The following is a 4,998-nucleotide window of genomic DNA, read 5'->3' as shown; positions in this document are numbered from 1 at the left end:
GTAAGCGCGCATTTCGCTGCGCGTTATAAGTGGGCTTGAGCCGGCGGTCAGGCAGGCTGCCTTTTGAAGTTGAATGGTAGCAGGTCATCGATGTCGGCGTTGTCGGGACGCTGCGGCAGTTCGGTTAGGACGTGGCGCAACCACGCGAATGGTTCGACGCCACAGGCGCGACAGGTCAACATCAGGCTATAGGTGACGGCGCTGGCCTTGGCTCCATCGACGGTGTCGCTGAACAACCACGATTTTCGGCCGGTGGCAAAAATTCTAATGTCGCGCTCGAGTAAATTGTTATCAATCGGCATCCTACCGTCGTCGGTATAGCGGGTCAGATATTCCCATTGATTGCGCGTATAGGAGACGGCATCGCCAAGCTTGGTGTCGGGCACGACCTTTGGAGCGATCGCGTCGAGCCACGCCTTGAGTGCGTTCAGGACCGGGACGCTGTGTTTCTGGCGAAAGCGGCGCATGTAGTCGGCCTGTGGTTCACCGTCATCCGGCCTCTCGTCCCGCACCTGCCTTTCGATCCGGTAGAGCTGGTCGAAGAACTTGATGGCCTGCGCCGGCGGCCCGCCGGGTTTCTTGCGCGCCTTGAGAGCATCGACAAACTTCCGCCTGGCATGGGCCATGCACCCGACATGCGTGGCGCCTTTCAACGTGCGCCAGGCCTGATAACCGTCACTCATCAGGATGCCGCGGTAGTCGCCAAGGAAGGCCTGCGGATGCTCTTGTCCGCGGCCGGGCTGATAATCGAACAGCACGATCGGCTGTTTACTGTCCTCGCCGCTGCGAAAGGCCCACATATACGACGTGCTGGTCGCTTCCTTGCCCGCTTCCTTCAGCACCTGGACTGTGGTCTCGTCGCCATGAATGACGGTCTGCGATCGAAGCCGCAGCTTCAGCCTGTCATAGATACGAGACAGGTGTTTTTCGCTCGAACCGATCACCCAGTGGCCCAAAGCGCCGCGGCTGACAGGAACCCCGGCGCGCTCGAAGGCCTGCGCCAAACGATAGAGCGGCGTGCCGTCGACATATTTATGAACGAGCGCGAAGGCCAGCGTTGAGGCCGTGGCGATGCTACCCGGAAGGGGCTGCTTCGGCATCGGCGCGATGATAACAGGCGTGCTGATCCCGGTGCGGTCACAGTTACGGCACGCATATTTGGCTCGCGCATTCTGCAGAACCGTGGCCTTCACCTCGATGTGAAGCTGCTCGGTAACGAGCTCGCCCATGCGATGCATCGGGTGGCTGCAGCACGGACAGACCTTCTGGTCGTCGGCAAGGTCATATTCGACGCGCTGGCGCGGCAGGTTCGCCGGCAATGGCCTGCGGCCGGGTTTCTTGCCCTCCGGCTTTTCGATCTCCGCCAATCCCGTGTCCGGTAGAGCGACGGCATCATCGGCGTCTTCGCTGTCCTCGTCCCCCTCAAGGGCAGCCTGCTCGGCCTCGTTGAAGATGCGATCCATGTGCTTTTCGCTGCGAGGCGCAAAACGATGCAACTGCGCCAGCGCCAGTTCTTCTTCAAGCTTGAAGACGCGCTGCGCAAGGATATCCTTCTCGGCCTTCAGCGCGGCGATTTCGGCAGCATTCGCCGCCAAAAGCGCCATCAATTCCGCAACATCAGGGGTGCCGCTTCGAGTCATTATAGTCTTGAATCTGAGCCGTTCCCTTACGTCAACGGCAAAGTTCAGCCGACAAATTCATATTGCCGCACCGGATGGCGCACCATCGCGTCGAGATCAATGCCGTCGAGCAACCAGTGCAGTTGCTCGGCATCGAGCGGCACCACCGTCTCCTGCCGTAAAGGCCAGCGGAACTTGTCTTCCGTCAGCGCCTTCAACATGAGCACAAAGCCAGACCGATCGAAGAACAGCAATTTCATCCGGGTTCTGCGACGATTGCAGAAGGCGAACACCGCGCGCTCGAACGGGTTGAGGCCCATTGACTGCTCCACCAGGATCGCAAGGCTGTTGATCCCCGCACGAAAGTCGATCGGCTCCCGGTGAAGATAGACGCGCAGATCATCAGCCAGCCGGAACATCGCAACGCCCCAACGCTTCGATCATCGCCGACAAAACCTCAGCATCCGCATCTTCCAGCTCAAGCCGCACACCGTTCGGGAGCGACGCCTTTAACCGCAGCCGTGGCGATGTCGGCCGAGCCGACGGGGCCGGCGGCCGCACAGTCGGCACTGCCGCAACCACCGGAACGAAGGCCGGCGGCGCGCTGTTCGACATAACCGTCAATTCCGTCTCGGTCGCTTGCCGGCGTCGGCGGAGCGCCACCCAGTTGCGCAACTGATTGGCGTTGACTCCGTGCGAAAGCGCAAGCCCTGCAATCGATACTCCCGGCTCAAGGGCCGCATCAACCAAGCGCTCCTTCTCAACCGGATCAAATCGTCGCTTACCGTTGCCAAGAACCCGAACCACTCGAAGCGGCCCTGATCTTCCCGCGCCATCCAATGTCATGTGTCCACAGTCTCCGTTGTGGACACAGAATCCCTCACTGCCACGTCTATGAACAGGTGCGGGGAATTCCGCGCTTACGTCATAGTAAGTCGAGCGCGCGATCCCCATCAGCCGGCATCCTTCGGCAATGGAAAGGCCGGCCGCGGGGCCGGCGATGACGGATGTAGTCGCGTTTTCGGCCGCTGTGCGTTTTTCAGACCCCCCTTTAGGAACTCCAGCTCGAGAGCCTGCTTGCCGACGAGCCGCTCAAGGGCGGCGATCCGGACCTCGTATTCCTGAATCAGATCTACGGCCTCAATATCGTCGTCGAAGGCGTCTTCCTCATATTTGTGGATCCAGACGCGGATCAGGTTGCGCGCGATGTCGTAACGCTTCGCCGGGCCATGAAGCGACTCGCCGGAGAAATACTCCTGCACGATCTGGCGCTTGAACTTGATGCTGTGGTTGCGGTGCCTTGCCATGGGTTCTCACTCTTCGAAAACCCGACAAGCTGGTCAATTCCTCAGTCCGATCTGTCCACCTTCAGGGGCGCACTCCAACCTGGGGATTTTGATCGAGCCACGGGGGCAACTGCACGATGAGGTCGGGATCGATCTGGCTCACCGCCTTGCGCCCACCGCCTGAGCGGCGGACCGCCGTTCGAGCCGCCGTAGTCGGCCGTAATCGCGTAATCGTCGGTTCGCGGGTCTCGGGACGGCGTTTCCTCCCCATCCACCCGAGCCAGCATCGGACGTGGGTAGCTCGGAACTTGACGCCCAATGTAACGGTGACGACGACGTCTTTGTCGTTCCAAATTTCGACCACATGAGCAGCGCAGGGCGGCTCGTTGGCCATCACTGCCGCGACCGTGTGGTCGCCGGTGCCCCCGAGACGATCGGTCTGGATGCGCACCAGGAAGCTCGCCCTCAGCTCCGAGGCAAGGCAGTAAAAGCTCGTAAACATCGCCTTCTCGATGGCCGATAGGCACAGCGCCCGAGCTCGCCGATCAGGGCGTCGGATTGGCGATGGTTTTCCAGCCACCAAGCGCTTGAGTGCGGCCGTGGCCCTGAACTTGTCGCTGGTCCAGAACTTCACCACCGTCAGCCCGGGGGAACACCTTGCGTCGTTATCGCCGGGCTCAAATGCATCAGCAATCCGCACACGGTGTGTAGGCGCGGCCGGCCCGTTTTGTCTTTGCCGCTGTTGATGACCTTGGTGATGCGATCCCGCTAAAATGTAAACTTCGTCGTGGCCTACAGAACCAGGATCGGCCTCTCGGCGTCCGCTACGCGATCGCGGGTCGCATAGGAGTGGCCTTTCAGGCCTGCGTGCTCATTGACCTACCGTTGGAGAAAAATCGGTAGGTGGCCTTGGTGCTCGCCCAATCCTGACTCGGGGAATGGTCTGGCCCATGGCCTGCCCAACTGGTAGAATCTATTCGCTGTGGCCAGGATGCCAGGTCGGCCACTGACCAATCTGATGGCATCTGCGCTACTGGCATCGAGAAGATAAACCGGATGATGGTGAATATCGTGCCCCGCGGTGACGACCGGAACGATGGTCGATACGTTTAACGCGGGCGCAGAACTCCACGTCGTGCTGTCGATAGTTGCCAATGAAGCGTCGTCCGGTCATCGAGCCCAGCAACACCGGCACGGCGCTCTTATCTGAAATTGAGAAGCCGCGAGCGAGCGACGCAGAGTCATCGAGTTCGACAGCGCCATGACCAGCAAGCTCACAAATCCTCGAAACTATCATTCCGGCCCAGTAGCTATCCTCAATCGCAATGCGGGAATTACGCAGTTGGCCGGAGCAGTGATCGTGATGTCTGCATTGCGCGGATGACGCTTCCGCGAGCGCGCGGCGGGCAACCACATCCAGGTTTCGCAATGAACCAAGCAGTATTAGGGCTGCGCCTTCGCGAACCGCCGCGAGAATGGCTGGCGTGCCATTCGTCGTCGCCAGCATCGAAAAGCGGCCCGACAGATCGAGTCGGGACAGGAGGGACGGCGAGGGCTCATGATCGAATCCGAGGGGCGTTGATCCATCATCCAGCTCCGAGCAGATAACGCCATTCTCGCCCACGGCGGCGCGCGATTTGGCGACATCCGTGCGAAATCCACCTACGAACACGCGATCGCTGCCAGCGTCGAAAAGTGCGACAATAGCCGTCGTCGCGCGGATCACACCACAATAATGCAGACGTCTCCGCCAACAGCCAGAGGGCTGGCGGGAAGGAAAGCAACCTTAATCTTCATGCGCAAGTGGTCCGGTTTGTCATCAATTCTGAATGGTCATCAACCCCCGGGCTTTGCCGATGGCAATCGCGCGGGCCGCCGTCTCGACGGGAATCTCAAGCTGCGTGAGCAGGATGGCGGGGCTCTTCCAAGTGGCCGCGAAAATTTCCACATCCGTCGTGGTGAGCCGGGCGTTAGCGCCAGGATCAGTAATGATGCGGTTCTCGCCCATGGCGTCCCGAATGATGATCCCGGCCATCGTAGGCGTCTCGGCCGTCTGCCGCACCTGGGAGCAGTCGACGCCTTCAACTCGCCAG

7 protein-coding genes are annotated in these 4,998 nt (G+C 60.5%); all 7 read right to left on the bottom strand.

Annotation, left to right across the window (positions count from 1 at the left end):
* Positions 1–47: 47 nt before the first annotated feature.
* Positions 48–1,640 carry an IS66 family transposase gene (tnpC, locus tag GHK62_RS29135; RefSeq protein ID WP_153438046.1) on the bottom strand — a complete coding sequence of 531 codons (1,593 nt, stop codon included), beginning with the start codon at positions 1,638–1,640 and terminating at the stop codon, positions 48–50.
* 44 nt (positions 1,641–1,684) lie between these two features.
* The gene (gene tnpB, locus GHK62_RS29130) at positions 1,685–2,038 is read right to left on the bottom strand and encodes an IS66 family insertion sequence element accessory protein TnpB (protein ID WP_153438048.1); all 354 of its coding nucleotides are present in this window, start codon (positions 2,036–2,038) and stop codon (positions 1,685–1,687) included.
* Positions 2,022–2,369, bottom strand: coding sequence for an IS66-like element accessory protein TnpA (gene tnpA, locus GHK62_RS29125; RefSeq protein WP_327791134.1), 348 nt, complete (start codon positions 2,367–2,369; stop codon positions 2,022–2,024). The genes tnpB and tnpA overlap by 17 nt, the downstream gene beginning before the upstream one ends.
* Positions 2,370–2,572: 203 nt before the next feature.
* Entirely contained in the window at positions 2,573–2,926 is a 354-nt protein-coding gene (locus tag GHK62_RS29120; RefSeq protein ID WP_153442427.1) for a transposase, read from the bottom strand.
* 61 nt (positions 2,927–2,987) lie between these two features.
* Positions 2,988–3,407, bottom strand: a complete 420-nt coding sequence (locus tag GHK62_RS29115; protein WP_153442426.1) for a hypothetical protein — start codon at positions 3,405–3,407, stop codon at positions 2,988–2,990.
* 528 nt (positions 3,408–3,935) lie between these two features.
* On the bottom strand, positions 3,936–4,631 hold the full coding sequence (locus GHK62_RS29110) for a 2-phosphosulfolactate phosphatase (protein WP_167528392.1): 696 nt from the start codon (positions 4,629–4,631) through the stop codon (positions 3,936–3,938).
* 93 nt (positions 4,632–4,724) lie between these two features.
* Positions 4,725–4,998: PfkB family carbohydrate kinase (locus tag GHK62_RS29105; protein WP_234887093.1), on the bottom strand; the 274-nt coding region annotated here is incomplete at its 5' end.

This window comes from Sinorhizobium terangae, from assembly GCF_009601505.1.
GTDB classification, from domain to species: Bacteria; Pseudomonadota; Alphaproteobacteria; order Rhizobiales; family Rhizobiaceae; genus Sinorhizobium; species Sinorhizobium terangae.
Note: the sequence above shows the minus strand (reverse complement) of the source record. Positions and strands in the feature narration are given on the sequence as shown.

What these genes read in the sequence shown, in the direction of transcription:
- tnpC (WP_153438046.1), bottom strand. Translation starts at nt 1,640, where the DNA reads ATGACTCGAAGCGGCACCCCTGATGTTGCGGAATTGATGGCGCTTTTG.
- tnpB (WP_153438048.1), bottom strand. Translation starts at nt 2,038, where the DNA reads ATGTTCCGGCTGGCTGATGATCTGCGCGTCTATCTTCACCGGGAGCCG.
- GHK62_RS29120 (WP_153442427.1), bottom strand. Translation starts at nt 2,926, where the DNA reads ATGGCAAGGCACCGCAACCACAGCATCAAGTTCAAGCGCCAGATCGTG.
- GHK62_RS29115 (WP_153442426.1), bottom strand. Translation starts at nt 3,407, where the DNA reads ATGTTTACGAGCTTTTACTGCCTTGCCTCGGAGCTGAGGGCGAGCTTC.